Origin of the sequence: Nocardia sp. NPDC059236 (assembly GCF_042754085.1) — a bacterium.
Lineage (GTDB): Bacteria > Actinomycetota > Actinomycetes > Mycobacteriales > Mycobacteriaceae > Nocardia.
Map to the genome: position 1 here is coordinate 105172 of NZ_JBHZAF010000011.1, position 25599 is coordinate 130770.

Below are 25599 nucleotides of genomic sequence, written 5' to 3' on the forward strand. Positions count from 1 at the left end.
AGTACTGGAAATGAACGACGAAATTCGGATTCTGCAAACGACCAGGCTCAAGGGACGCCCCCGGATCGAGGACCTGAGCGAGACTCTCGATCTGGCACGCGACACCCTCGAGTCGGCTCTGCGTCCCATGCTGGGAGCCGGTCTGCTCGAAGAGGTCAAAGGGCGCGTCAAGCTGACCCTCGAAGGCAGGCAGCGGCTCGAAACACTGTTCGCGGCCGTGCGCGCCGGGACCGATCAGACGGCCCTGTCCGCCGCGTACCACGAATTCGATTCCTACAATTCGCGATTCAAGCAGCTGGTGACCGACTGGCAGCTGATCGACGGTGAACGGCCCAACGACCACACCGACGCCGACTACGACAACACGATCATCCGGCGACTCTCCGACCTGCACGCGAACTTCCTCGAGCTCGTGGCCCGGTTGGCGGGTATCGCTCCCCTACTGTCGGACTATCCGCGCCGATTCACCGACGCGCTCGGCCGAATCACCGCGGGCGAGCACCGCTGGCTGGCCGCACCGCTGATCGACAGCTACCACACCGTGTGGTTCGAGCTGCACGAGAACCTCATCGGGCTTGCCGGCCTGTCCCGGGTCGCCGAAGCCGCCGCCGGGAGGGCCGAATGAGTACGCATCCTTCCGTCGTACAGCTCAAGGGTCTCGCCGGTCTCGACCGAACTGTGGTGGGAGGCAAGGCCTGGAGCATCGACCGCATGCTCGCGCTCGGAATTCCAGTACCCCCGGCCTTCGTCCTGACCACCGACGTGTGCCGCGACTACTACGCCAACGACCGGCGAGTGGACGACTCCGTCTGGGATGCGATCCCGGCGGCCATGGCAGAGCTCGAACTGATCACCGGCCGCCACTTCGGCGCCGCGGCCCGGCCGCTGCTGGTGTCCGTCCGCTCCGGCGCCGCGACCAGCATGCCGGGCATGATGGACACGGTTCTCAATCTCGGCATGACCGACGAGGTCGAGCGGGCCCTCGCCATGGAGAGCGGGGATCCCGGCTACGCGGCCGACACCCGGCGTCGATTCCTCGAGCAATTCGAGCGGGTGGTCGGGGTACCGGTGCCGCTGGACCCCTGGGAACAGTTGCGGCTCGCAGCCACCGCGGTACTGCAATCCTGGAATTCCGATCGTGCCATCCATTACCGCCGCGAGCGGGGCATCCCGGACGATGGCGGCACCGCGGTCACCGTGCAGGCCATGGTCTTCGGCAATTTCGATGACAAATCCGGCACCGGAGTGCTGTTCACCCGGAACCCGCTGACCGGCTCGGCCGAACCCTACGGCGAATGGCTGCCGCGCGGGCAGGGTGAGGACGTCGTATCCGGCCGCGCCAATGCGCAGCACCTGGACGACCTGGGTGCGTCGATGCCGCACGTCCACGCCGAACTGATGGCCGCCGCCACGCGTCTGGAAGAGGATCGGCGCGACGTACAGGACATCGAGTTCACCGTCGAAGGCGGCACACTGTGGCTGCTGCAGACCCGCAACGCCAAGCGGACTCCGGAAGCCGTTGTCCGGCATGCCGTTCTGCATCAGCGGCAGGGACTCATCGACACCCGCGAGGCGCTCGACCGGATCGGCGTCCAGGATGTCCAGGCACTGTTCACCCCGCATCTGGACCCCGCGGCGGTCGCCACGGCCACGCGTGTGGCAAGCGGTAAACCGGCGTGCCCGGGCATCGCATCGGGGGTCGTCGTCACCGACGCCGACGAGGCCGAAGACCGTGCGGCCCGAGGCGAATCCGTGATCCTGGCCCGGCCCACCACCGACCCGGATGACGTCGCCGCCATGTCGGCGGTCTCGGCCGTGCTCACCGAGTTCGGCGGATCGACCTCGCACGCCGCGGTCGTGTGCCGCGAGATGGGCGTGCCCTGCATCGTCGGCTGCGGCGCGGACACCGTCACCGCCCTGGCCGGACAGTTCGTCACCGTGTCCGCGACCACCGGGACCGTCTACCACGGCGGGCTGCCGATCATCACCGGTTCGGAATCCGGGGACCCGGACCTGGCGCTCCTATCCGATTGGCTCCGAACCGAACTCGGCGCGGCGGCCACCGGCAGCCTGCCGGAACTGCTCCGGCTGCGCGCCCACCGCCTGAACACCGAGAGGACCGCATGACCGACCGCCACACCGTCTACTCGCTGCTCGACTCCCCGGGTTGCGATCCTCGTAAGACGTGGACGACAGGCAATGTGGCAGAGGCGTTTCCGGGTGTCTTCACCACCTTCGGATTCACCTTCATCCACGAACCGATGGAGCTCGCCTTCCGGAAGATGTTCGTCCGGCTCGGTGTGTTCGCACCGTCGCAGATCGTGCTGCCCGATCGGATCGAGGACATGTTCTGGACGCTGTTCGCCGGACGCGCGGCAGCGAACATCGACATGTTCCGCGACCTGGCCAATCTCATCCCCGGCACCTCGCCGACGGCGGTGGAACAACAGCTGTTCGGCTATGTCCGCCCGACCACCGTCGATGCCCCCTCGTACCGGAGATACCCCGCCATCCTGGCCAAGGCGCCCTGGACCGTCGCGACGCTGCCGCGCCGCCACGACGCCATGTTCGCCGGGTTGCGTCGCTGGCGCCTCGATCGGCTGGCCGACATGGCCGCCCGCACCGAGTCCGAATGCCTGGACATCCTCGCCGATGCGCGAAAGCGCTTCGAGCAGATCATGATCGAACACCTGGTCGTGGCCTTCGTCAGCTCGGGTCTGGCGGATCGCCTGCGCGACACCGTGGCCGAGCTCGGCCATCCGGGTCTGGAAGCGCAGCTGATGTCCGGCGTGGGTTCCGACGAGAACGAGGTCGCGCACGATCTGTGGGCGCTCGCCCACGACGAGATCACCCTGGACACCTTCTGTGACCGTCACGGCTACCACGGCTCCAATGAAGGCCAGCTGTCGGGTGTTTCGTGGCGCGAGGATCCGGGTCCCATCCTGAACCGCCTCGGCGACTACCGTGCCATCGCGGCCGACAGCCCGCGCGCACCCCGGCAGCGCAGCCGCGAACAGGCCGCGGTCCGCGAACGCGCGATGGCCGAACTGAGCAGTGCCACTTCGGGATTCAGCCGACGGACCGTCTCTATGCTCACCGGGGTCACCGCTCGCTTCCTGGCGCTGCGCGAACAGGGCAAGGCGGGTTATCTGCTGACCTTCGACGTCGCCCGCGCGGCGACCCGGCGACTGGGCGGCCATCTGGTGGCACGCGGCGTGATCGATCGTGTCGAGGACGTCTTCCACCTGTCCTACGACGAGCTCGTCCGCGGCGTCGACGGCGATCATCGCGAACTCGTCGCGGACCGTTCAGCCGTTTACCAGGAGCGACTGGCCTACCGGCTGCCGCAGTCGTGGACGGGACAACCGGAGGTGCGCAAGGCCGGAGAGGCCACTGCCGTAACGCCTTCCGACCCGGGAATCATTACGGGTGTCGCCGCCAGCGGCGGTGTGGTGGAGGGCAGGGCCCGGGTCGTCCGCGATCCCGACACCGTCGAGCTCGAGGAAGGCGACATCCTGGTCTGCGAAACCACGGACCCCAGCTGGGTCTCGCTGTTCCTGGTCGCCGGCGGCGTGGTCACCGACCACGGCGGGCTGCTCAGCCACGGCCCCATCGTCGCCCGCGAACTCGGCATTCCGTGTGTCTGCGGAACCGAGAACGGCAGCTACCGCATCGAAGACGGCCAGCTCCTCAGGCTGAACGGCGATCTCGGCACCGTGGAAATCCTGGGCCCGCAGGCTGCCCCGTGACCAGACGCTCGCTCCGCACGTCCGGCCTGCGCCACCGGAGTATCCGTATCCGCGTGCTCGCCATCGCGCTGATTCCCTGTGCCGCCCTGCTGGTGACGGGATCGGTCGCGGTGGCCGGCCTGGTGCAGGATGCCCGTTCGGCGTACCGCTGGTCCGATTACCTGACCGAGCAGCTGAATCCGCTCGTCACCTTCATCATCGCGGTGCAGAACGAACGAACAGCCAGTCTCGCCGCGCTGGACGGCAGTCCGCAGACGGTCGCGGAACTGCAACGGCAACGGGCGAAGACCGACGCCGCGCTGGCCGAGATCGCCCGGCTGGCACCGCAGATGCAGGCGCTCAACGAGAATGCCGTGGCACAGTCGACACCGGCGTTCGCCGCGCTCGCAGCCCAGGCGCCCATCGTCCGGAAGAACGTCGACGCCCGCCAGGCGAGCGCCACCGAGGTGGACGATTTCTACACCAGGCTGGCCGATGTCATCGCGATGGGGCTCGAGGGGCTGGCGCACTACACCCCCGATTCACTGACCGCCGCAGAGGAGATGAGCGCCTCGGATCTGATGCGGATGACCGATCTGCATTCGCGCGCAATCGGTTTCGCCGCGGCGGCGGCTCCGCACGGGACTCTGCCGCTCGACGATCGACACCGGGTCACCGAGTTGACCGGCGCGTACCGGCATCAACTCGACGGGCTGACCTCGCGCCTCACCGGCGCCGAGCAGTCACAGCTGCGGAAGCTGAGGGAATCCCCCCAATGGCGGACCGCCGTCGAGTCGGAAGACCAGCTCGCCGACGAGGGCGATCTTCCGATCCCGTTCGGGGACTGGCGTGTTGCCGAACAGTCGGTCGACACCGAGCTCATGGCCCTCTTCAAGGGTCATGCGCAATACGCCAACGGCCTGGCCTCCGACGCCGCGCACCGGTCACTCGTGCGTTCGATCGTGGCCGGAACAGGCGTCGCGATCATCGCGGTGACAACATTCGCGTTCGCGGTGCTGCTGGCCAACCGACTCGTCCGGCGACTGCGCTCGCTGCGTTCGAGGACCCTTCAGCTGGCCAACGAGACGCTGCCGGCCATCGTCGAGCGACTGCACGACGGCGAGCACGTCGACATCGATGCCGAGATGACCCAGATCGATGACCGCGATGACGAAATAGGTCAGGTCGCAGCGGCATTCGGTTCGGCGCAGCGCACCGCGATGATCGCGGCGGCCACCGAGGCCCGCACCCGGGACGGGTTCAACAAGGTCTTCCTCGATATCGCCTACCGCAGTCAGGTCATCGTCCGTCGCCAGCTCGATGTGCTCGACCTCGCCGAGAACAAACAGGACGATCCCGAACATCTCGAGCTGCTCTTCCAGCTGGACCATCTGGCCACCCGGGCCCGGCGGAACGCGGAGAATCTGCTGATTCTCGGCGGCGCACAACCCGGCCGCCGCTGGCGGCAGCCGGTGGCGCTGGAGCAGATCGTCCGCAGCGCGGCCTCCGAGACGCAGGATCTGGCGCGAGTCAGCGCAATTCGATTGCCGCAAGCCCATGTACTGGGCACCGCGGTGGCGGACCTCGTTCACCTGCTGGCCGAGTTGATCGACAATGCGACCGCGTTCTCACCGCCGCAGTCGCCGGTGACCGTGCACGGCAATATCGTCGGTCGCGGCGCGGTCGTCGAGGTCGAGGATCAGGGCCTCGGCATCAGATTCGACGAACGCGAACGGCTGAACGAACTCCTTCGCGATCCACCGGACTTCCAGGAAATGGCCCTGGCCGGACAACGGCATCTGGGGCTGTTCGTGGTGAGCCGGCTGGCACACCGCCACGGGATCACGGTCAGTCTGCAGGAGTCCGCCTACGGCGGCATCAAGGCGATCGTGCTGGTCCCCACCAAGCTGCTGGACTCCAGCATGTTCGACGCCGAACCGGTGGCGGCCGCGATCGGCTGGGCCTCCGGGCCCACGGTGATCGACGCGCCGGTTCGGCCGGCCCACGACCCTGTACCGCGCCTGCCGGGCCGCGAATACCAACAGCTCCCCCCGTGGCCGACCGAGATCATCGCCGATGTGGTCGAAGCGAACGGATCCGCCCCGGCGCAACACACCGCGATCCCATTCGAAGGCCGTCACGCGTCGGCTCCCACCGCAGGTTCCCGGAACCCGTTGCCGCGACGACAGAGGCAGGCACACCTGGCACCGCAACTGCGGGTGGACGACGACGCGACCGATGCCCCGTCACCCGCAACCGCCGATCGGCTCCGGCCCGCTGCGGAGGTGCGTCAGGCCATGGCCTCCTTCCAGCGCGGCACCCGTCAAGCGCGCGCCCGCACGTATCGAACCCCCGAATCATGAACGGTCACAGCATGAATGACGACGCGCAGGTCCAGATCGGCCGCAATGCGCTGGACTGGCTCCTCGACGGCCTGGTCAACCGGCTGCCCGGGGCCGAGCACGCGGTGGTGCTGTCCGCCGACGGCCTGGCACTGGCCCGCTCGGCCGGACTCGACCCCGAAGACGCCGAACATCTCGCCGCCATCGCCTCGGCGCTGCACAGCCTGGCGCGCGGTGCCGGCGCCCGCTTCGGCAAGGGTCCGCTGCAGCAAACGGTCGTCGAGTTCAGCGAGGGCTACCTGGTGGTGACCGAGGCCGGACAGGGTGCGTGCCTGGCGCTGCTGGCCGCCATCGAGGCCGACCTCGGTCTGGTCGCCTACGAGATCAATGTCATCGTCGGACAGGTCGGCGAAGCGCTCTCGGCAATGCCCCGCAGTACGCCAGGCGCACTGCGGACACAGTGGGCGCCGTGAACCACTGCTCAGACGACCCCTGGGCGTTCGAGGACGATCCCGGTCCCCTGGTCCGGCCCTTTGCCGTGACCCGGGGGCGAGCCGGCAAAGACCGCCACAACCTGGACATGCTCACCCTCGTCGTCGCGGTGCGCTCGGAAGCCGAAGTGACAGCGCTCGATCGGGAGTACGGCGACATCGTGCGGCTCTGCCAAGGCAGACCGCAGTCCATCGTCGAGCTGGCCGCCCACCTGCACCTCCTGCTGGCAGCCGTCAAGGTGCTCGTGGGGGACCTGATCGACTCCGGCTACCTCATCTTCCGTTCGCCGCCGCCACCGGCGAGCGGGCCCGACCCTCTCCTTCTGCAGGCGGTGATCGATGGCATACGCAGGCTCTGAGTACGCCGACCCTTCCAATTTCGGCACTACCCAGGTCGTCAAGCTATTGATCGCAGGTGGTTTCGGAGTAGGCAAAACAACCTTGGTCGGAACGGTCAGCGAGATCACGCCCCTGCGCACCGAGGAACGATTGTCCGAAATCGGCGCGGCCTTCGATGATTTGACGGGCGTGGAGAACAAGACGACCACCACCGTCGCGCTGGACTTCGGCCGCATCACGCTCGGCCCGAGCCTGGTCCTGTATCTCTTCGGCACGCCGGGGCAGGACCGATTCTGGTTCATGTGGAAGGAATTATCGGTCGGCGCGCTCGGTGCGATCGTGCTGGCCGACACCCGCCGCCTCGAAGACTGCTTCCCCGCGGTGGACTACTTCGAATCCCGCCGGATCCCGTTCGTCGTCGGAGTGAACTGCTTCGACGGGGCCGACATCTACGACGAGCAGGAAATTCGTATCGCTCTCGACCTGCCGCACGACATCCCCATCCATCTCTGTGACGTCCGGCGTCGAGAGTCCGGGAAGGCCATACTGATCCGCCTGCTCGAACACATCCGGACAAACAGTACGGCGAGCCACCGGCCTGCGGTCGGATAGCGTTCGACGGTTCGCCGGCGTATCGCGTAGTGTGAATAGGCTTTCATCCAATGAAGGCCTATTCACGTCACTGCCCGGACCGACGATCGAAACCCCGCAGAGGATCGCTGTGAACCAGACCCAGCAGACCAACGTTCCGACCCGCCGGGACCGCCGGCGGGAACGCAACCGGCGCAATCTGCTGGATACCGGCCGCGCACTCATCGCCGAGAGAGGTGTCGCGGGGCTGCGTATCCAGGAGATCACCGAACGCGCGGATATCGCGCTGGGCTCGTTCTACAACTACTTCGCATCCAAGGAAGAACTCGTCGAAGCCGTTGTCAGCGAAAGCCTCCAGGAGTTCGCCTCGGCGACCATCCCCGCCGACGAGGCGAACATCGACCCCGCGATCACGGTCGCCCACGCCATCACACGATTCATGCGGCTCAGCGATTCGGATCCGGATTTCGCCCGGCTCATCGTGAACCTGAGCCACGCGGACGTCCTCTTCACGACCGCCGTATACCCCTATGCGCGAATCGCATTGGAGAGCGGCATCGATCAGGGACGGTTCGTGATCGCCGATATCGAGGTGACGCTGACGGCCGTGATGGGGGCGGCGCTGGCGCTCATCCGAGAGATCCTCGAAGGCCACAAGACGCCGGATATCGACCGGGCGTTCAGCCTGCACGTGCTGTGCTCGCTGGGTCTGAGCCCGTGCGAGGCATCGGAAGTATGGAACAAGACGGGCCGCATTTGATGGAAACGTGAAGGGTGATCCCGCAGATCCGCGGGATCACCCTTCACGTCGTGCGCCTCGTTCTCCGGTTGCGGCGCAAGGTTTACGCGGCCAGGACTCCGCCGTGGGGTTGCAGGTGCTGCGCATCTTCGGATTCGGGGCGACCGATCGCCTTCAGCACCATGACGACATTCAGGAAGAACTGAATGCCGAAGACCGTTGCCGGCACCCAGAAGACGAAGATGCCGCCCCAGCTGAACGGGCCCGAACGAAAGAATGGCAGCAGCACGGCGGGGAAGAACATGATCAGCACCCAGATGTTCACGTAACCCAGCCAACGCGGGAACAGCGGACGGTTCCGGTTGTCGGAGAAGATCGCGTAAGCGAATGCCAAGCCCTGCACCATCACCGGGGGAAACGGCATGACCAGGAAGATCCAGCTCAGGTCGTTCATCAGCACGGTCAGCTCCGGCGAACGCTCCGGCCGGAATGCGGTCACGACGAAGAGGAGACCCGGCAGCAGGAACGTCACGCAGGCGAAAGCGCCACCGGCCAGCTGAGTGAAGACGACAGTCGGGTGCACACCCGGTATGCGCTGAATCTGGCCGGAAATGACTGCGGTGAACGACGCGTAGAACATCGAACTGAGCATGACCATCGCGGCACCGGCCCGCACGCCGTTCGCGTGATCCCGATAGTGAGCCACGACCTCCGCGGTGGTCTGCGAGGGCAGCATCGGTGGAAACATGCCGGCCACCACCAGGCCCGCGAAGAACACGAGCGGGCATACGATGCCTGTCCATGCACATATCCGCTGGAAGGTCATCTGATTCATTTCAACAATTCCTTCATTACTCGTTTACAGCTCTGACTTCGATATCGGGTCAGGCCCACTGATACATGCCGATGACCACCCCGCACACAATGAGGCAGTAACTCTCGTAGAGGGTGCGCAATAATAGTGGGGCGGCGCGCAATTCCATAAAGTACATACCGATCAGTCGTACCTTGATGAACGCGACCAACACGATCACCACACTCGAGATGGGGTGACCGGCGGTCCGATCGTGACCGCCGTGGGTGCCGAGAAACCAGGAAACCACGGTAGCCATGACCAGGACACCCCATATGGCGGTCACCCGCCCGCGCACAAGTGTCGTCAATGCCGACATCGTCACCTCACCAGATACAGCAGGGGGAACAGGACGATCCAGAGCAGATCGACCATGTGCCAGAAACAGGCACCACCCTCGAAGAACGCACTCTGCCGCGCGGTGAGGGCCGGCTTACGGCCCAGCACGAGCAGCACCGACAACACCAGCATGCCCACGATCAGGTGAAACCAGTGCAACCCGGTCATGACGAAATAGAGCATGAAGAAATTGTTCGTCGACGGCGTTAGGCCATCATGGACCTTCTGGCCATACTCGATGACCTTCAGAGTGGAAAATATGACACCACACGTCATTGCACCGATGATGAACCCTGGCGCAAGCGGGCTCTGCGTACGCACCGCACGAACAGCGAGCACCACCAGCAGTGAGCTGAACAGCAGGACCACCGTATTCGCGGCGCCGAAATCTTGATTCAGAGCCCGCTGCGATTCTGCGAACAACACAGTGTCTTTCGCGCGGTAGTACAGGAAAGTCGCGAAGAGCACCGAGAACGTGACCATATCGCCGAGGATGAATACCCAGACGCCGACCTCACCCGGGATACGCCGGCTCGGGCTCGCAGTCACGACATGCATCGACCGTCTCGGTTTCGTGCCGCTGCCCGCTGCCGTAGTAGTTCGGAGAGAGTTCCGGTCCATTCGGCCTCGGCTTCGCCGCGGACCCAGTCCGATACCTGTGCGAGATCTGGGTCTTCGCGCTCGGAGCTCGAGATGATGGGCAACCGGCCTTCATAGACGGCGCCAGTGGTCGCGCACACGGTGACGGTCTTACCCACCAGTGTTGTGACGGTGTCGGGGCCGCACCCGACGATGCACGGCACCCCCATTTCTCGGCACACGACCGCGGCATGTGACGTCGACCCACCGAATTCGGTCAGTACGGCCGCGACCACCGACATGGCGGCGACGTCGTCCGGGTCCGTTGTCGGCCTGGCGAGGATCACCGACTCACCGCGCGCTGCGCGCTCTTCGGCCTCGTCGGCGTCGCTGACAACGACGCCCGAAGCGATGCCGGGGCAGGCCGGCTTTCCGCTCGCCGCGGTCCTTCCGGCCGCGACCGCAGTCGGGTCCAGATGCGGAGTCTGCAATGCCTCCACGTCCTGGACATCGATCCGTTCGAGGGCCTCCTCCACACTGATCAGTCCCTCGTGCTGCAGCTGTACCGCATGCCGCACCACGGCTTCCGGCGTGCGCTTCGCGCTCCGGGTCTGCAGCAGCCACAGCCGGCCGCTCTCCACGGTGAACTCGATGTCCTGCACGTCCCGGCCCTGTTCCTCGAGGCGGCGGGCGGCGAGCATCAGATCCGCGTGGACATCCGGCATGGTGGTCGCCAGGGAATCGAGGGGCAACGCGTCGGCGCGGCCGGAGACGACATCCTCGCCTTGCCCGCGCGGCAGCCATTCACCATACGGTTCCGGGGTGCCGCTGAGCGGGTTGCGCGTGAAAAGCACACCGGTACCGGAAGCTTCGTCCAGGTTGCCGAACACCATGGCCTGGACCGTCACGGCAGTGCCGCCCGTGTCGGACAGACCACGATCGCGGCGGAACGCGATTGCCCGCGTCGAGTGCCAAGACTCCAGAACGGCGACGACGGCCTGGCGCAACTGCTCCCACGGATCGACGGGTGCGGCAACGCCTGTCACACGTTCGAACTGTTCGAGGAAGCGGCGGCGGGTGTCGGAGGCGTATGCGGCATCACCGCTCTGCTCGGCCAGGGCTCGCACGATGTCGTCGGTCATGCCGAGGTTGAGGATGGTATCCATCATCCCGGGCATGCTGGTGGCCGCACCCGAGCGGACCGAGATCAAGAGCGGGCGTCGTGGATCACCGAATCCGCGGCCGGTGGTCTCCTCCAGCCGTGCCATCGCATCCGGAATCTGGGCCCACACGTCGGCGGGCAGTTGTCGGCCGTCTGCGTAGTAGCGTCGGCATACTTCGGTGGTGAGGACGAAGGCCTGCGGTACGGGAATTCCCAGTGCGCGCATCTGCTCGATGCTGAATGCCTTGCCGCCCAGTACTTCCCGGTCCTCGCCTGTGGTGCCGTCCAGGGTCAGGACACTGATCGAGGGGGTTGTGGTCGTCGTCATTCCGCTCTCCCTGCGGCCGCCTCTTCCACGCGGGAGCGGCCGGTCAATCCGATAAGGTCCTCGTGCAGTTCGAACCACACGGTGTGATAGCTGTCGATCAGCGGCCTGGCGAGCCATCCGTGCTCGCCGCTGAGAACCTTGGCCAAGGCGACGGAGAATCGATGGGGGTACGGTGCCAGCCTGGGTGCGATCGCGCACATGCCGTGCAGGATCGGAAGAAACCGTTCGTGCAGGACCTCGAGTCGGGCGATGACAACGGCGTCGTACTGTGCGTCGCTGTGATCGTTGGGGGTGCTGCCGTCCTTCAGCTGCCAGTCGGCGACCAACTGTTTGAATCCGGAGTTGAAGTAATCGAACTGGTGGTATGCGACCGACAGTGCTTCGAGGTCGAGGTCGGCGCGTTCCACCTCGATCAACGCCGAGAGCCTGGTCCGGCCTTCGGCGGTGATCTTCACCCGGCCATTCGTTTCGGTCACGTCGCCGCTCTCTAGCAGTGGGCCGAGCACCTCGGTCACGGAGTCCGAGGAGAGGCCTGCGCTGTCGGCGATCTCGGTGGCTCGCGGACGCCCCTTCAAGCGCACCTGTTGCAGCACGCGAATCTCGGCAGTCATCAGCCGACCTCCTGTACGGCGTTCTCCGCCGCGCGTTCCCGGATCTGGACCAGCCCGGTGGAACCGTCGACCAGCAGTCGATCACCCGTTTTGATTGCGCGCGTACCGTTTCCGGTGTTGATGACACACGGGATGCCCATCTCCCGTGCCACGATCGCACCGTGGCTGAGCGGTCCACCGATATCGATGACCACTGCCCCGGCGACCAGGAAGCACGATGCCCAGCTGGGATCGGTGGTGGCGCAGACGAGGATCTCGCCGTCCTCCAGGTCACCGGCATCGGCGTCATGGACGACGCGCGCGATCCCTTCGACCGTGCCGACACTCACCGGCATCCCGCGAACCTCGGTGACGTCCTCCGGTTCCGCCGCTCTGCTGGGCTGCGCCACGGGAACCCCGACCCACTGGTCGGGCAACTCCAGTGCGACGAACTCGTTATAGATCGCCCGCCGTTCGTCCACGCGCGCAAGGCAATCGACCGGGAGTTCACCGGTGATCTCGTCGAAGGTCAGGTAGTACATGTCGGCGGCGGAGCGCAATAGTCCCCGCGTCACCAGGTCCGCGCCGATCACCCGAGCCGCCGCCCGGGCAGCATCGACTGTCTGTACGAACGCTGCCTTACCGACCTCGCGAAGCGGAATGTAACGCCGCGCGATATTCAGCACCATCCGTGCTTTGCGCCGGTCGAGGGCACCGAGCCCGGCGAACACGCTGCGCTCGGCAGTGGCCCGCTCCTCGCGCTGTCGTTCCGCACGGGCGAGCGGCGACGAGGACTCCGGCAAGCCCCGGTAGGTGGTGACCAGGCGCTGCAGTGGTGTCGGGTCCTCGCGCCAAGAGCGCGAAGAGATTTCGGCCTCCACCGGGCCGTGGTAGCCGTGGTCCGCCACGAACTCGCTGAGGGATCGTTCGCCGCGCGAGACCTCCCAGAGCTGACCGGCGGATTTCGCTTCCTCGACATCGCCGAAGCCGGTGATCAGCGAGGTGGACAGGCTGGAATTCCCACTGGCGGTGGCAATTTCGCTGATCTGGTCGAAGATTCCGGTGCCCAGCAATGTCACGATCGAGTGCGGGCACATGACGTCCTCGAAGCGCTGCGCGGCCTCCAGCAGGACCTTTCGCGCCGCGGCGGGATCGGGGATGCCACCTGGCGCGGTGACCGTACGCCACCATCGATCGGTATCGGCGCGCAGCCTCCGGATCCGGGCAGGCAGCCGCAGCACGGTCCAGCCCATCTTGCCCGCGATGATCGGGTACCGCCGCATGGACGGATGGCTTTCCACCCCGGGGCGAACCGAACCGAGCAACTGCTCTTCGAGTGCATCGCCGGAGGTACCCGGCATCAGGTCCGCAGCCCGACGCAGGCAGTCGATATTTGCGGCGAACCGGCCGAAAACCGCAGCGGAGAAGCGATCATCGACGGATTCGGGCACTGTCACGGCACGGCGCGGCAGTACCCCCAGGTCGCAGAAGGCGCCCTTCATGCCCAACTCCAGCGGGTCTCGCCAGAAGGTCCAGCCCAGCGGGGTTGCCACCCCGGGAAAGTTCTCCCGCGTGTTCACCGTCGTCCACGCTGTCTCTGGAGAACCGATCTCGTGTAGCGGATTCGTCATCGGCCCTTCCTTTCTGCGCCGGCAACGATGACCTCGTGTCCGTTCGTGTGCCTTGCCATGAATCTCGTCTTTCGTCGACTGAATCGAAATGTGTTCGGATCACCGGTGTCCGGCGACTGCACGGCGCTTCATCGCCTGCTGGTAGCGGTCGAACCAGATCTCCTGGTATGTCGCGTACGTGACGCGCCCGTGCTCGTCCTCCCACCGGAAGACGCTGTCGCGGAACGCCGCATTGGGCCAGGCCGGGATGTTCGCGGCCGCGATGGCCTCGCCACGGAAGCGATGGATCGTCCCGTGCTCGTCCTCGGCCTCGATCTCCTGCCGCACCGCCATGTACAGGTCCGGGTGGTACTCGAGCACGCTCCGCCGCACCCGGGTGATCGACCGGGTCTCCTCCCCCAGTCGGATCCAGGCGTAGTGGTGCGACGGGCGGTCACCGACGTAATAGAGACCCGCCCAGGCCGGATCGGTGTCCAACGGTTCGAAACTGATCTGGTTGAAGATCAGATCCGGTCCGAAGTACATGGGTGACCAACCCACCGGCGGCACCGGCACGGCGCCGCGCTTCTCCACCCGCACTTGATTCCACGAGCGGTCACGTGGCGCGAAGCAGTCGACCGGATACCGTTCACCGCCGAGCGTCAACTCGCCGGTGACATGCATGAATTGCTCACTGCCACCAGGGCTTCGGCCCACGGAATGATGGTCTTCCTCACCCGGCATGACATGGCCGCGCGCGAGTAGCGGCGTTACCGCCTCGGCGACGATGTCGAAGGAAGCGTCATCGCTCTGATAGCTCGTGCGGATCCGGTGGCCGGGCTCGAGGAATTCGATCACCAGTCCGTTATCGGTGGTGATCGTGTTGTTCGCGATCACCGGCCAGGGCATCGTGATCTCGTAGTCGAGGAAGGCCATATCGGTGAACTCGATATTGTCCATCCCCTGGAAGAGGCAGACGCCACCCTGCGAGAGCGAAAAGGCCGGCTGCAGCCGCAGGTAGACGAACGCGCCGATCGCCGCCTCGGGAACCGAGAAGCCGAAGTAGTAGGTGTGAATGGTGTGCGGATCCCACTGCTCGCCCTCGGCGGGCAGGGGACGCAGCAGATCTGTTGCGGGCGAATGAATTTCGACGGACATCGTAAGTCTCTCTGCTCAGAAGCGGGCACTGGCGACCGGCGCGGCCGACACCTCGGGGGAGTTCAGGGACATGATTTTTCGGAACAGTGACTCGTCGCCGGCCTCGGCAGCGGGCCGGGCGACGGCGATACCGATCAGCCACACCATGAACAGTGCGAGACCCAACGTGGCGAAAGCCGCGAAGTAGGTCCAGAAGAACGACACGTCCTGCTGATTCAGGGCCGCGAACACCGGCCAGCCCGCAGCGCCGTTGGCCGCGCCGTCGGCCATCGGAATGACAGCGATGACCGCGAGCAGCTTCCACGCCTGGTCCAGGTGGGGCAGGATCTTGTAGATCACGGCACCGGCCAGCATCGGCATCAGCGGGTTGACGAAGCCCCACCAGAGCGGGAAGCCCCACAAATTGAACGGCTGATGGCCGTAGTAGAGATAGGTCTTGGCCGTGATGCCGGGCGTCTCCAGAACGATGTTGATGGCGAAGTCCATGGCCCAGATCGCGAACAGGTTCCGCATCGTGACTCCACGGGCGAAGAGTTTGGATGCCAGGTATCCGAGGCCGCCTACGTACCACGGGTAGACGAACACGATGTAGAGCGGCATCGTCCGGTCGAGCACCGTGAATGTGCCCAGTGCTCCGTTCTCCTTCAAGAAGCACATGCCGAGCACATCGACCAGCGGCTCCCAGATCGCCGCGAACAGTCCGCCGATCAGGCAGAAGAGCAGGACCGGCCCTCTACCCTTCAGCAGTCCGCGCAGCGCGACCAGGATCGCTACGCCGAGCGGAACGAAGATGAAGATGTTGAAGAACGTCTCCGGCCCCTTCGGCATCACCTCCTCGACGGGCGGCTGCGGGATCGTCGTCGCTAACAGCGTTGTCAACACAGGGGCCTCCATCACTACTTTCTGTCCACCGTGCGCGGCGTCACATTTGAAGCTAGCTTAAATTGAAAGACATTTCAATAGTGAAAACATGTTCACAATGCTGACGCGAGCAGCCGCCCAGCTCCGAGAGGATTGACCTGTGGACCACACGGAACCGCCCCGTCCACTGACCCGCAACGGTCGGCGGCGCGAACTGACCCGCCGCAGCCTCCTCGATACCGGGCGAGGGCTGATCACCGAGCGAGGCGTCGCGGGCCTGCGCATTCACGAGATCACCGAGCGCGCCGACGTCGCACTGGGCTCGTTCTACAACCACTTCGCATCCAAGGGCGAACTGGTGGATGCGGTGCTCGGCGAGACCCTCGCCGAGCTGGCGGCAAGCAGTGTCCCGGAGGCCGATATCGACGCGGACCCCGCCACGGTCGTCGTCGGCGCGATCGTCCGATTCATGCGGTTGGCAGATACCGATCCCGACTTCGCCCAGTTGCTGGTGAATCTCAACCACGCCGAAGCGCTCTTCCTACGGTCCATTCACCCGTACGCGCGCACGGCCGTCGAGCGCGGCATCGCCAGTAGGCGCTTTGTCGTGGTGGATATCGAGGTGACGGTATCCGCGGTGATGGGCGCCGCATTGGCGCTCATCCGCGAGATCCTCGCGGGCCACAAGACGCCCCAGGACGACCGGGCCTTCAGCCTGCACGTGCTGGCGGCGCTCGGATTGACCCCGGCGGACGCCGTGGAGGCCTGGAATCGCGCCTCGACGATCCGCTGAAGGGCGATCGCTCGGCCAGTGGATCGCAAACCCCTGCTCTGACTCGGAGGGCCGGTGCAGGGTGCGGTGCGCGCACGGACGAGTCGGCAAGTTTTCTACAATGAAAAAAGTTTCATGATTGAAAAATCATTCTTCTTTGTGAATGATTGTCGTATGAACCCAGACACACCCCACCTCGCCGGCCCGCTGCCTCGCGAGACCGACTACGTGGTCATCGGCGCTGGTCACAACGGCTTGACCGCAGGTTGCTACCTATCCCGCGCAGGGCATCAGGTGACCGTGCTCGACGCGTCCTCGCAGATCGGCGGAATGACCGTCACCACCGCGATCCTGCCGAGCGCGCCACAACATCTGTTCAACGAGGGCGCGATCCAGGCGACCGGGATCTTCGGAATGTCCGGCATCGCGGATGATCTCGAGCTGCACAAGTACGGCCTGCGGATGATCTCCGTCGATCCCGCACACGTGCAGCTCGCACCCGACGGAAGCTCTTTGGCAATCTGGAAGGACCCGCGCAAGACCGCCGATGAGCTGCGCCGCTTCTCCAAGCGGGACGCCGAGGCGTGGCTGGACCTGGCGAATGCGCTGGACCCCGCGATGGACCTCGTGATCGCCTATATGAAGGCACATCCATTGCGGCCGTGGACGAAAGAGATGCGCAAGGCGCTTGCCCGGGCAGCGCGGCACCCCAAGCGACTGTATTCGCTGCGGCACTTGGCGACCGCTTCGCACACCGAATTCCTCGAAGAGACCTTCGAATCCGAACTGCCCAAGGGCGCGCTGGCGGCCATGGCCGCTTTCTCGCAGATGCGCCTGGACATGACCGCCTGGGCGATGATCTATCTCGGTGTCGTGCAGAAGATCCCGAATGCCATGCCCGTCGGCGGCACCGGCTCCCTGCCCGCGGCTCTGGAGCGTTATCTCGCCGCGCACGGCGGCAGCGTCCACACCGGTTGCCGCGTAGCGGAAATCGTCCTCTCGAATGGCCGGGCCACCGCGGTCAAGCTCGACACCGACCAGATCGTGCGGGCGCGCAAAGGCATCATCAGCACCTGCAACCCGGTCATCACGCTCAATGAGCTGCTGCCCGAAGGGGCACTGGACCGCACACTGACCGTGCGCGCCAAGGACATCCCAATCCGCAAGACCCACGCCACCTCGCTCAAGATCAACGTCGCCTTGAAGGGCGAGGTCTCGATGAAGCGCCACGAAAAATGGCGCGGGAACGATCTCGATCTGCGCGGCTACCTCGCGGCCTGGCACACCCTCGAGCAGCAGGACGCCGCCTGGAACGCCGTGGTACGCGGCGAATGGCCCGATCCTGTCCCGGTCAGCTGCTCGATGATCCCCTCGGCCGTCGACCCCTCGCAGGCGCCCGCCGGGCAGAGCACCTTCTACCTGTGGTCCGGTGTCATCCCCGTGACGCCACGGGAGCCCTGGGAGGACGTGCGTGACAAGATCGGCGACGCCGTATTGCGTGACTGCGCACAGTATTACGAAGGGCTCGACAGTTTGGAGATCGACCGGGCGGTGCTCGGCGGGCCGGACATCGAGGCGCGTTTCAACGCCCCCGCCGGAAACGTCTACCACGTCGATCCGCTGATCACCCGCTTCGGACCCATGAAACCCGCGCCGGGACTGGGCGCCTATCGCCTGCCTGTCGACGGCCTCTACCTCAGCGGTGCGGGAACACATCCCGTCGGTGGTGTCTGCGCTCTGCCCGGAAAGCTCGCCGCCGAAACAGCGATGCGGGTCGAGGCGAAGTCCCGTCGATGAAACGAAAGGGGCTCTCGCGGCGCACGACCGGCCACGAGAGCCCCCTTTTATTCTTCAGAGATTTGTTCTTCAGAGATCAGGCGACCGCATACCGGCTGCGTTCGGCGGCCGCCTCCTGGTTGATCGCGCGAATGACCACCCAGGTCATCACCAGATACCAGATCCCGAACGCCGCGGCCGGAATCCAGAAGCCGATGATTCCGGTCCAGGCGAAGACGCCCGTCTTGAAGAAGATGATCAGGCTGGCGGGCAGCAGCAGGGATCCTACCCAAACGTTGTACCACGCAACCCATTTGGGAAAGATGCGCTCGTCGTTATGATCGGTGAGAATGGCCACGACAATGGCGCCGAGCTGACCGAGAATCGGCGGCCACGGCAGGATCAGCATGACGTAGCTGATGTCGTTCATGAGCTGGGTCAGCTCAGGCGAACGATCGGGCCGGAACACTCCGCCAATGAACAACAGCATCGGGATCATCAGGACGACGGTCACGATGATGCCCGAGGCGAATTGCAGGATGGCCAGCGATGGAATTCGGCGCTCCATCCGCCGCAACTGCATGCTGATGACGAAAAAGTAAGGGATCGTCAAGAATACGCCGATCATGCCGAGCAGCAGCCCGATCTTGTGCAGCGCGACGTCCTCCCCGTACCGCGTGGCCACCTGCGCCGGACTGTCCCCGGCCGAGATCAGCGGAATGAACCCGCCCATCAAACCCCACCCGCCGAACAGCAGGACGACGAAGGCGGGTCCACACCACGCGCAGAACAGTTGTATCCGGCGGGAAAGCTCCACATCCGCCAGCTGGATTTCATGATCAATCATCGACGACCTCTCATTGCCCGATATCGCCCGGTTCAGCCGACCAGGCCGAGATCATGCTATCCAGAATTGAAATTCTATTCAATTATGAATTTTTCTTCACATTAAATTCCGGAGCGTCACGGACCTGCCGCGGCGGCGTGGCACAGCAGCATCGAGAAAGGGTGGTCCGCTCCGAGGAGCGGACCACCCTTTCGTGTCCGGCGATGTCACTTCCGCGCGGACCTCGCCGGCGCTCGTTTCGCCGGTGCGGGCTTGGCGGCAGGCTGCTTCGCCGTGGTGTCGGCGGGCTGCGGCGCGGAGGCGTCCGTCGCGGGCGCGCCGCTGATCCGGGCATCGTAACCACTGCGCGCCGCATGGTCGAAACTCAGGAACGCGGTGTCGGCGCCGAGCAGGTGGTTCATCCAGTCCCGCAGCCTCCGGCCGATCAAGGGCTGCGTCCGCACCATCGGGCCGAGGACCGCGGGCAGATACACATCCGGTTTGCGCAGCACGATCGCGCGCACGATGGCCTCCGCCACCTCCGCGGGCTCCAGATTCTTGAGCAACTTCGTCCCCTTGGTACCGGCGACCAGCTCGGTATTGGTGAACGACGGCAGCACGCAGGTGAACGAGACACCGGAACCCGCGAACTCCACGCGAGCGGACTCGGTCATCGAGATGACCGCGGCCTTGCTGGCTGCGTAGCTGAGTCCGCCTGGCACCGGCGCGGTTCCGGCGATCGAGGCGACATTGACGATGTGTCCGCGGCGACGCGAGAGCATCCCGGGCAGCGCGGTGCGCATGCCGATCATCGGGCCCGCGACATTGATATCGAGCACCCGCTTCGACAGCGTCGTCGCCTCGTCGAGGAAGGGCCCGATCGGCATGATCCCCGCATTGTTGACGAGCACATCCAGCGGACCGAACCGCTCTTCCGCCCGGGCCAGAAAGGCGGCGAACGACTTCTCGTCCGTGATGTCGACCCGTACGGCCTCGACACCGTCGCCGCCGAGTTCGGCGGCGGCCTGCACGGCGGCGGCTTCGTCGATATCGCCGATGACGATCTTGGCGCCGCGGCGATGCAGGGCCTTGGCAGTCGCCAGACCGATTCCTCGCGCTGCACCGGTAATGGCCACGACCTTGCCCTGCATCCTGCGGGTCAGTTGTGCTTCGTTCATTCCCTACCTACTTCGTTGGAGGTCGTGAGCCCGCGGCTGGCGCCCGGGAACTCCGACGGCCTGCTCTACTGCCGACAACGCTGATCAGTCGGCCTTTCGACCATCATATTAGAAAATAAATTAAATACTAGGGCTACCGGAGCGGTCGCTCGTGGATGGATGCACGTCCATTATCCGTACCTCCACAGATCACGACACGGTAGATGCCGCAGGCCTTTCCGCACCCTTCGGTCGACGATGACACGACGGCCGCGCTGCCTCATGGCCGTGCAGAAGTGCCGCGCCTCCGATGCCGTCGCGGCGTATTCGAGGCGGATCTCCCCTATACGGTCGTCGAACCAGACTTGCACGCGCCACAGCGACTCCGCTGTGCCCGCGAGCGCCGCCACACCACATCCCAAGCACATCCCACTGACCTCCTACACCGTCAGGGGCGCCTCCGTGTTCGACGCACGCGGCACCTTCGGGGGTTATAAAGCCGGCGCGGCGGCGGCCCGACGGCTCGCCGCAAAGGCGAGGCCCTCGTCCCAGGTCGCCTTCCGCATGATCAAGCCGCGGTATTTCATGATGACGTTCTGGCCGTTGATGGCGAGCACTCCGGCCAGTCGATCGCCCTGGCGATACAGCGCCACACAGCGTCCATCGGTGGCGAGATCACCATCCACGACCTGGATTTCGTCCGCCGTGGGCACACCGACGAACTGGATTCGGCTGTCGTACCAGTCCGACCAGAAGTAGGGCACGGTCTGATACGGCTTTGCCGCGTCGGGGTCGAGAGCGTTGCGGGCGGCGAACGCGCCCTGTTCGGCGGCACTCGTCCAGTGTTCGAGCCGCATGGGCCGATCGAACAGCGGATTGTGCCACCGCGCGACATCGCCTGCGGCGTATACCCGTTCGGCTCCGGTCCACAGCGTCTCGTCACAGACGACGCCGTTGTCGATCTGCAGCCCCGAGCCTTCCAGCCATCCGGTGGCCGGGATCGCACCGATACCGACGACCACCAGGTCGGCGTCGATCGCGGTGCCGTCGGTGAGCAGCACACGCTCGACGCTGCCATTGCCCTCCACCGCGCTCACGCCCACACCGCACCGCAGGTCGGTCCCGTGCCGCTGATGCAGTGACGCGCAGGCCACGCCCATGGTTTCGCCGACCGCGCGAACGAGCGGCGTGGGCAGTGCCTCGACGATGGTGACGTCGAGACCACGCTTACGAGCGCCGGCGGCGACCTCCGAGCCGATGAAACCCGCGCCGATGACCACGGTCCGAGCACCGGCGTCCAGTGCTTCCCGGACCGCCAGGGCATCGTCGAGGGTGCGCAGCGTGTGCACGCCGGCCAGGTGCTCCGACCCGGGGAGAGTTCGCGCGGCGGCTCCGGTGGCGATGACCAGCGCGTCGTATCGGATGGCTCGATCACCGAGCTCGACCTGCTTGGATTCTGTGTCCAAACCCGTTGCGGGGACTCCGAGTTCGAGCCGGACGCCGAGTTCGTCACGCAGCACGTCCGCGCTCCGGAAGAGCGTCGACGCGGGCGACTCCCCGACCGGCAATCGGTCGAGGTATGCCTTCGACAGCGGCGGCCGGTCGTAGGGCAGGTGATGCTCGGCACCGATGAGCGTGATGTCACCGTCGAATCCGGTCTTGCGGGCGGCCTCGACCGCGCGGAGGCCCGCCAGTGACGCCCCCACGACCACGAGGTTCTCCTGTGCCAACTCGCTCACCTTCCGATTTCGTATCTGTATGTCCTGCTGAGGATTTCGTCGCCGGTGTCAGCCGACCGGATTGACTCCGGGCTGCGCCGCGGTCATGTCGGTGATGTCCTTCCACCGCTCGGCGATGTCGTCGATGGTTGGCGTGCCGTCGAAGGCCACTCCGGGCGACTGGAAGTACTGGACGCGGTGCACCTGCCCGCCTCCGGCCACGATCACCGAACCGCTGTCGGCGCACGCGTCGCTCACGAGGTAGCCCACGACCGGTGCAACCTGTGCGGGCGGCAGCTTCGCCAGCAGTTCCGGCGGAGCGATGTCGGAGGTCATGCGGGTGGCCGCCATCGGCGCGATGGCATTGGCGAGGATGCCGTACTTGCGGCCTTCGATGGCGAGGGTGTTGATCAGGCCGACCAGCCCGGCCTTGGCGGCTCCATAGTTGGACTGCCCGTAATTTCCGTACACCCCACTGGTCGACGTGGCGACCACGATGCGCCCGTACCCCTGCTCGCGCAGGTGCGGCCAGACCGCCTTGACGACGTGGTAACCGCCATAGAGGTGGACCTGCACGACGGCATCCCACTCGGCGATGGTCATGTTCTGAAATCCCTTGTCGCGCAGGATGCCCGCATTGCTGATCAGGCCGTGCACGGCACCGAATTCGTCGAGGGCGGTGCGCACGATCCCCGCCGCGCCCTCCTCGGTCGCCACGCTGTCGTAGTTCGCGACCGCGCGGCCACCGGCCGCCCGGATCTCCTCGACCACGCTGTCGGCCATCGAGGTACCGGCGCCGGAGCCATCGCGGGCGCCGCCCAGGTCGTTCACCACGACCCATGCGCCGTGCGCGGCGAGCAGCAGCGCGTATTCGCGACCGAGGCCACCCCCGGCTCCGGTCACGATGATGACCCGATCTTCGACTCCTGGCATGTGGCCTTCTCCTAGATCCGAGAATAATTGAATTGAGATTAAATTAAATATCCGCCGGACGTCAAGGTGTCCGGTCGACCCGATCAGCCGATCTGTGGGCCCACCACCGAGACGAAGGAAACACAGCTGCCCGGGCGGCCACCGAGGTTGTGCGTCAAAGCGAGTCGCGGGTCGCGCAGCTGCCGCTCCCCCGCCTGGCCCCGAAACTGGAGCCAGCACTCGTACAGCATGCGCAGACCACTGGCACCGACCGGATGCCCGAAGGACTTGAGGCCGCCATCGGGGTTGATCGGCAGTCGCCCGCCGAGCTCGAACGCGCCGTCGAGGATGTCGCGCCAGGCTTTGCCGCGCTCCGAGAAGCCGAAGTCCTCCATCAGGACCAGTTCGGTGGGAGTGAAGCAATCGTGCACCTCGGCGAAGGAGATCTCGCTGTGTGGATCGCGAATGCCCGCCTGCGCGAAGGCATCCCGTGCGCTGGCCACGACCTCGGGGAAGGTGGTGAAGTCGTAGCCCGGATCGGCCGCGCCGCGCGCCGGCCCGGCCGCCAGCGACAGCCCCTTCACGTACAGCGGGGTATCGGTGTAGTCGAGCGCCGCCTCGGCGCGCACGATGAGCGCGGCAGCCGCCCCGTCGGATACGCCGGAGCAATCGAAGATCCCCAGCCGGCCCGCGACCTTCGGGGCCGCCTCGATCTTCTCTTTCGTCACACCGGACTTGAACTGTGCCTTCGGGTTTCGAGCGCCGTTGGCGTGGTTCTTCCAGGCGACGTGCGTCATCGCGGCCCGCATGTCGGCCGGATCCACGCCGTAGCGAGCGCAGTAGGCGGGGTCGAGGAGCGAGAATGCGGCCGGTGCGGTGAGGCCGAGCTCGGCCGCAGTACCGTCACCGGGAGGGTCGGTACGCAGCAGACCGGAGAATCCAGAATCCTTCAGCTTCTCGACGCCGATCGCCATCGCAACGTCGTACGCGCCGGAGGCGACCGCGTAGCAGGCGTTCCGGAACGCCTCGGACCCTGTCGCACAATAGTTCTCGACCCTGGTGACCGGTTTGTAGTCGATGCCGAGCGCCTTGCTGAGCGTCATGCCCGACTGTCCCGAACCCAGGGTGCCCAGCCAGTACGCGTCGACCTCGGCCCGTGAGATCGCCGGAGTGGTGTCGAACGCCTCCTGCGCGGCATCGATCAGCAGGTCCTCCGCCGACCGGCCCCAGTGCTCACCGAACGCGGTGCACCCCATGCCGACGATGGCCACTCGGTCGCGGATTCCGTTACTGCTCATACCATTTCCTTCGCAGGATGATGCTGTTCTTCGGTCACCGGAGGATGCTGCTCGCCGAGAACACGGGCTTTCCAGAAGTAGTTGTGCACCCCGCCCGCAGTGAACAGCTTGCGGAATACGAGACCGACCCGGGTGCCGACGGCGAGCTCATCCGGCAACGCATCTGCGATCTCGAGCGTGTACCGGCCGCCGCCGTCGAAATCGACCACCGCCTCGATCAGCGGCGGCGAGGGCGTGAAGGCGAGCCGGTCGACCGTGTACGTCGCCACGGTTCCCGCGGCGGTAGCAAGCGGCCGGGCCTCCATGCGGTCCACCGCACCGCACTGCCGACAGACCCGCATCGGCGGCAGATGCACGAAACCACATGCCGTACAGACAGTTCCGGTGAACGAGAACTTCCATCCGGCCGCCCGCGCACTGGGTGGCCCGGCGGGCCGGTCGGGCTCGGGCCGGCGTGGCGGTTCCCGGTCCAGCCAGCCGCGCCAGGTGAGGTAGGTCGGGTAGGAGACATCGAGGCCGTCGCCGAGCTGCGCGCGCACGGGCCGAGCCTGGCGAGCCTGCGCGAGCCGATCCGTGGTGCGCAGCAGGACGGCGTCGCAGCCGTCGGCCGCGGACAGCACCAGGATCGTCTCGCCGGGTGCCGCCCGGTCCAGTGCGTCGGCCAGGGCCACGCCGAAATCCGCGGCGCCCGCATGTCCGAGGGGCGACACCGAGGTCGATATCGCACCGGCGATCAGCCGCGGAGCCTGCTTCCTGACACCGATATTGGGCGATACGACGACCACGTGGTCCGCCTGGCCGACCCCGCCCACCGCGAGCACCTCAGCGGCGACCTCCTGCAATAACGGGAGGTAGGACTCGGTGCCGAACCGCTCCTCCCATTGACCGCCCGCAGCCTCACCCGGTGTCCGCCACCGGTCGAGAATCTCGATCGACCGGGACTGCTCCCCGATGATGTCCGCGATCGCCCGATCGGAATCGCCGAACAGCAGCGCCACGGCTCCGTCGCCGCCGAGCTGCTCGTCGCTGGATCCCGGTCGGCCGGTGCGCACATCGGACAGCACGGCGAGACCACCGGTGGCCGCGGCGGCCCGCCAGGCCGCAATGCCCGACCGCGCCGAGCCCGCCATATCGGCGGCGAACGCGGTGCGGGGCAGGGCGAGCGCCGCGTGGATGGCGGTCGCATTGGCCTTGTCGAAGTACGCCGGGGAGGTGGTCGCGAAGTACAGCGCCGTCGGTGCCCCGGCGGTCCGGCGGAGCACCGCGGCCGCCGCCTCGACTCCCATGGTCGTGCTGTCCTCGTCGAACGAGGCGACCACGCGAACGCCCTGTCCCGGGCCGCCGCCGAGCGCGGTCTTCACGTCCGACAGCCGTAGTCGATATCGCGGCACATAGGTGGCGTAACCGACGAGCGCGGTAGTGGTCACGAT

The 25599-nt window shown here is 65.9% G+C and carries 24 protein-coding genes; 10 read left to right on the forward strand and 14 right to left on the reverse strand.

Annotation, left to right across the window (positions count from 1 at the left end; translation table 11 throughout):
- The first annotated feature begins 10 nt into the window (after positions 1-10).
- The 8 genes from ACFXIV_RS27520 to ACFXIV_RS27555 all read left to right on the forward strand — a co-directional run bounded on the left by ACFXIV_RS27520 (position 11) and on the right by ACFXIV_RS27555 (position 8251).
- A complete protein-coding gene (locus tag ACFXIV_RS27520; RefSeq protein WP_379399093.1) occupies positions 11-625 on the forward strand; it encodes a hypothetical protein in 615 nt (204 codons plus the stop codon).
- Positions 622-2127 carry a pyruvate, phosphate dikinase gene (locus tag ACFXIV_RS27525; protein WP_379399094.1) on the forward strand — a complete coding sequence of 502 codons (1506 nt, stop codon included), beginning with the start codon at positions 622-624 and terminating at the stop codon, positions 2125-2127. Before ACFXIV_RS27520 ends, ACFXIV_RS27525 begins: the two co-directional genes overlap by 4 nt.
- A complete protein-coding gene (locus ACFXIV_RS27530) occupies positions 2124-3749 on the forward strand; it encodes a PEP-utilizing enzyme (protein WP_379399095.1) in 1626 nt (541 codons plus the stop codon). The genes ACFXIV_RS27525 and ACFXIV_RS27530 overlap by 4 nt, the downstream gene beginning before the upstream one ends.
- Positions 3746-6091, forward strand: a complete 2346-nt coding sequence (locus ACFXIV_RS27535; RefSeq protein ID WP_379399096.1) for a nitrate- and nitrite sensing domain-containing protein — start codon at positions 3746-3748, stop codon at positions 6089-6091. The genes ACFXIV_RS27530 and ACFXIV_RS27535 overlap by 4 nt, the downstream gene beginning before the upstream one ends.
- A gap of 11 nt (positions 6092-6102) precedes the next feature.
- Complete coding sequence (locus ACFXIV_RS27540) at positions 6103-6543, forward strand: roadblock/LC7 domain-containing protein (RefSeq protein WP_379399097.1); 441 nt, start codon at positions 6103-6105, stop codon at positions 6541-6543.
- Positions 6540-6920, forward strand: a complete 381-nt coding sequence (locus tag ACFXIV_RS27545; protein WP_379399098.1) for a DUF742 domain-containing protein — start codon at positions 6540-6542, stop codon at positions 6918-6920. Before ACFXIV_RS27540 ends, ACFXIV_RS27545 begins: the two co-directional genes overlap by 4 nt.
- Positions 6901-7512: an ATP/GTP-binding protein gene (locus tag ACFXIV_RS27550; RefSeq protein ID WP_379399099.1), complete on the forward strand. Its 612-nt coding sequence runs from the start codon at positions 6901-6903 to the stop codon at positions 7510-7512. The genes ACFXIV_RS27545 and ACFXIV_RS27550 overlap by 20 nt, the downstream gene beginning before the upstream one ends.
- Before the next feature lie 109 nt (positions 7513-7621).
- A complete protein-coding gene (locus tag ACFXIV_RS27555; RefSeq protein WP_379399100.1) occupies positions 7622-8251 on the forward strand; it encodes a TetR/AcrR family transcriptional regulator in 630 nt (209 codons plus the stop codon).
- An 82-nt stretch (positions 8252-8333) separates the two neighbouring features.
- Here the strand turns inward: ACFXIV_RS27555 and ACFXIV_RS27560 are convergent, their stop codons facing one another.
- The 8 genes from ACFXIV_RS27560 to ACFXIV_RS27595 form a co-directional block, all read right to left on the reverse strand.
- Positions 8334-9065, reverse strand: coding sequence for a hypothetical protein (locus ACFXIV_RS27560; RefSeq protein ID WP_379399101.1), 732 nt, complete (start codon positions 9063-9065; stop codon positions 8334-8336).
- A gap of 49 nt (positions 9066-9114) precedes the next feature.
- Entirely contained in the window at positions 9115-9393 is a 279-nt protein-coding gene (locus tag ACFXIV_RS27565; protein ID WP_379399102.1) for a cytochrome C oxidase subunit IV family protein, read from the reverse strand.
- An 11-nt stretch (positions 9394-9404) separates the two neighbouring features.
- The gene (locus tag ACFXIV_RS27570; RefSeq protein ID WP_379399103.1) at positions 9405-9980 is read right to left on the reverse strand and encodes a cytochrome c oxidase subunit 3; all 576 of its coding nucleotides are present in this window, start codon (positions 9978-9980) and stop codon (positions 9405-9407) included.
- The gene (locus ACFXIV_RS27575; protein WP_379399104.1) at positions 9968-11491 is read right to left on the reverse strand and encodes a pyruvate, phosphate dikinase; all 1524 of its coding nucleotides are present in this window, start codon (positions 11489-11491) and stop codon (positions 9968-9970) included. Before ACFXIV_RS27575 ends, ACFXIV_RS27570 begins: the two co-directional genes overlap by 13 nt.
- Complete coding sequence (locus ACFXIV_RS27580) at positions 11488-12102, reverse strand: hypothetical protein (RefSeq protein ID WP_379399105.1); 615 nt, start codon at positions 12100-12102, stop codon at positions 11488-11490. Before ACFXIV_RS27580 ends, ACFXIV_RS27575 begins: the two co-directional genes overlap by 4 nt.
- Positions 12102-13712, reverse strand: coding sequence for a PEP-utilizing enzyme (locus tag ACFXIV_RS27585; protein WP_379399106.1), 1611 nt, complete (start codon positions 13710-13712; stop codon positions 12102-12104). Before ACFXIV_RS27585 ends, ACFXIV_RS27580 begins: the two co-directional genes overlap by 1 nt.
- A 99-nt stretch (positions 13713-13811) precedes the next feature.
- Positions 13812-14849, reverse strand: coding sequence for a tyrosine protein kinase (locus ACFXIV_RS27590; RefSeq protein WP_379399107.1), 1038 nt, complete (start codon positions 14847-14849; stop codon positions 13812-13814).
- Positions 14850-14864: 15 nt separating this feature from the next.
- Positions 14865-15728 carry a hypothetical protein gene (locus tag ACFXIV_RS27595; protein ID WP_379399108.1) on the reverse strand — a complete coding sequence of 288 codons (864 nt, stop codon included), beginning with the start codon at positions 15726-15728 and terminating at the stop codon, positions 14865-14867.
- Between the two features lie 142 nt (positions 15729-15870).
- Here ACFXIV_RS27595 and ACFXIV_RS27600 point away from each other — a divergent pair, with 142 nt between their 5' ends.
- Positions 15871-16503 carry a TetR/AcrR family transcriptional regulator gene (locus ACFXIV_RS27600; protein WP_379399109.1) on the forward strand — a complete coding sequence of 211 codons (633 nt, stop codon included), beginning with the start codon at positions 15871-15873 and terminating at the stop codon, positions 16501-16503.
- 153 nt (positions 16504-16656) lie between these two features.
- Positions 16657-18279 (forward strand): phytoene desaturase family protein, encoded by a 1623-nt coding sequence (locus ACFXIV_RS27605; protein ID WP_379399250.1) that lies wholly within the window; start codon positions 16657-16659, stop codon positions 18277-18279.
- Positions 18280-18355: 76 nt separating this feature from the next.
- Here ACFXIV_RS27605 and ACFXIV_RS27610 read toward each other — a convergent pair whose 3' ends face one another.
- The 6 genes from ACFXIV_RS27610 to ACFXIV_RS27635 form a co-directional block, all read right to left on the reverse strand.
- Positions 18356-19105, reverse strand: a complete 750-nt coding sequence (locus ACFXIV_RS27610) for a hypothetical protein (RefSeq protein ID WP_379399110.1) — start codon at positions 19103-19105, stop codon at positions 18356-18358.
- A 206-nt stretch (positions 19106-19311) separates the two neighbouring features.
- Positions 19312-20262, reverse strand: coding sequence for an SDR family oxidoreductase (locus ACFXIV_RS27615; protein WP_379399111.1), 951 nt, complete (start codon positions 20260-20262; stop codon positions 19312-19314).
- Positions 20263-20732: 470 nt separating this feature from the next.
- Complete coding sequence (locus tag ACFXIV_RS27620; protein ID WP_379399251.1) at positions 20733-21971, reverse strand: NAD(P)/FAD-dependent oxidoreductase; 1239 nt, start codon at positions 21969-21971, stop codon at positions 20733-20735.
- A 57-nt stretch (positions 21972-22028) separates the two neighbouring features.
- Positions 22029-22892, reverse strand: a complete 864-nt coding sequence (locus tag ACFXIV_RS27625; RefSeq protein ID WP_379399112.1) for an SDR family oxidoreductase — start codon at positions 22890-22892, stop codon at positions 22029-22031.
- Positions 22893-22975: 83 nt separating this feature from the next.
- A complete protein-coding gene (locus ACFXIV_RS27630) occupies positions 22976-24169 on the reverse strand; it encodes an acetyl-CoA acetyltransferase (RefSeq protein ID WP_379399113.1) in 1194 nt (397 codons plus the stop codon).
- On the reverse strand, positions 24166-25596 hold the full coding sequence (locus ACFXIV_RS27635; protein ID WP_379399114.1) for an OB-fold domain-containing protein: 1431 nt from the start codon (positions 25594-25596) through the stop codon (positions 24166-24168). Before ACFXIV_RS27635 ends, ACFXIV_RS27630 begins: the two co-directional genes overlap by 4 nt.
- Between the last annotated feature and the right edge of the window lie 3 nt (positions 25597-25599).

Coding starts and splice junctions, on each gene's coding strand:
- ACFXIV_RS27540 (WP_379399097.1), top strand. CDS start 6,103: ATGAATGACGACGCGCAGGTCCAGATCGGCCGCAATGCGCTGGACTGG.
- ACFXIV_RS27570 (WP_379399103.1), bottom strand. CDS start 9,980: ATGCATGTCGTGACTGCGAGCCCGAGCCGGCGTATCCCGGGTGAGGTC.
- ACFXIV_RS27575 (WP_379399104.1), bottom strand. CDS start 11,491: ATGACGACGACCACAACCCCCTCGATCAGTGTCCTGACCCTGGACGGC.
- ACFXIV_RS27580 (WP_379399105.1), bottom strand. CDS start 12,102: ATGACTGCCGAGATTCGCGTGCTGCAACAGGTGCGCTTGAAGGGGCGT.
- ACFXIV_RS27590 (WP_379399107.1), bottom strand. CDS start 14,849: ATGTCCGTCGAAATTCATTCGCCCGCAACAGATCTGCTGCGTCCCCTG.
- ACFXIV_RS27630 (WP_379399113.1), bottom strand. CDS start 24,169: ATGAGCAGTAACGGAATCCGCGACCGAGTGGCCATCGTCGGCATGGGG.
- ACFXIV_RS27525 (WP_379399094.1), top strand. CDS start 622: ATGAGTACGCATCCTTCCGTCGTACAGCTCAAGGGTCTCGCCGGTCTC.
- ACFXIV_RS27605 (WP_379399250.1), top strand. CDS start 16,657: ATGAACCCAGACACACCCCACCTCGCCGGCCCGCTGCCTCGCGAGACC.
- ACFXIV_RS27615 (WP_379399111.1), bottom strand. CDS start 20,262: ATGAACGAAGCACAACTGACCCGCAGGATGCAGGGCAAGGTCGTGGCC.
- ACFXIV_RS27520 (WP_379399093.1), top strand. CDS start 11: ATGAACGACGAAATTCGGATTCTGCAAACGACCAGGCTCAAGGGACGC.
- ACFXIV_RS27585 (WP_379399106.1), bottom strand. CDS start 13,712: ATGACGAATCCGCTACACGAGATCGGTTCTCCAGAGACAGCGTGGACG.
- ACFXIV_RS27610 (WP_379399110.1), bottom strand. CDS start 19,105: ATGATTGATCATGAAATCCAGCTGGCGGATGTGGAGCTTTCCCGCCGG.
- ACFXIV_RS27625 (WP_379399112.1), bottom strand. CDS start 22,892: ATGCCAGGAGTCGAAGATCGGGTCATCATCGTGACCGGAGCCGGGGGT.
- ACFXIV_RS27530 (WP_379399095.1), top strand. CDS start 2,124: ATGACCGACCGCCACACCGTCTACTCGCTGCTCGACTCCCCGGGTTGC.
- ACFXIV_RS27550 (WP_379399099.1), top strand. CDS start 6,901: ATGGCATACGCAGGCTCTGAGTACGCCGACCCTTCCAATTTCGGCACT.
- ACFXIV_RS27560 (WP_379399101.1), bottom strand. CDS start 9,065: ATGAATCAGATGACCTTCCAGCGGATATGTGCATGGACAGGCATCGTA.